Here is a 305-nt window from a genome sequence, read left to right as displayed (position 1 = left end):
GCTTCGGACCTCGGGCCAGCCGATCTGTCGTCGGCGATTGCGAAGATCGAGAAGGCCATTGAAATCGACCCGACGCTGGCGACCGCATTTCAGGCACTTGGTATACTTCGGTCTTGGGTTGGCGATACTGAAGGAGCGCTTCAAGCCGCGAGACGGTCGGTGGAACTCGGGCCGGGAGATGCAGACAACATCCTGTTTCTAGGCCGTGCATATGCCAATATCGGTGAGTTCGACAAAGCGGTCGAAACAGCGCGGAAGGCTTTCGAGCTGAACCCGATCAGACCCAGTTACTATGATGCTGCGAT

At 57.0% G+C, this 305-nt stretch carries 1 protein-coding gene; it reads left to right on the top strand.

Annotated elements, in window-relative coordinates; all coding sequences use genetic code 11:
* Positions 1-305, top strand: a 305-nt coding sequence (locus AB2B41_RS23435) for a tetratricopeptide repeat protein (protein ID WP_367880239.1), incomplete at both ends; no start/stop codon positions are given.

It is taken from the genome of Sulfitobacter sediminis, from assembly GCF_040811725.1.
In the GTDB taxonomy this organism is placed as follows: domain Bacteria; phylum Pseudomonadota; class Alphaproteobacteria; order Rhodobacterales; family Rhodobacteraceae; genus Sulfitobacter; species Sulfitobacter sediminis.
Note: the sequence above shows the minus strand (reverse complement) of the source record. Positions and strands in the feature narration are given on the sequence as shown.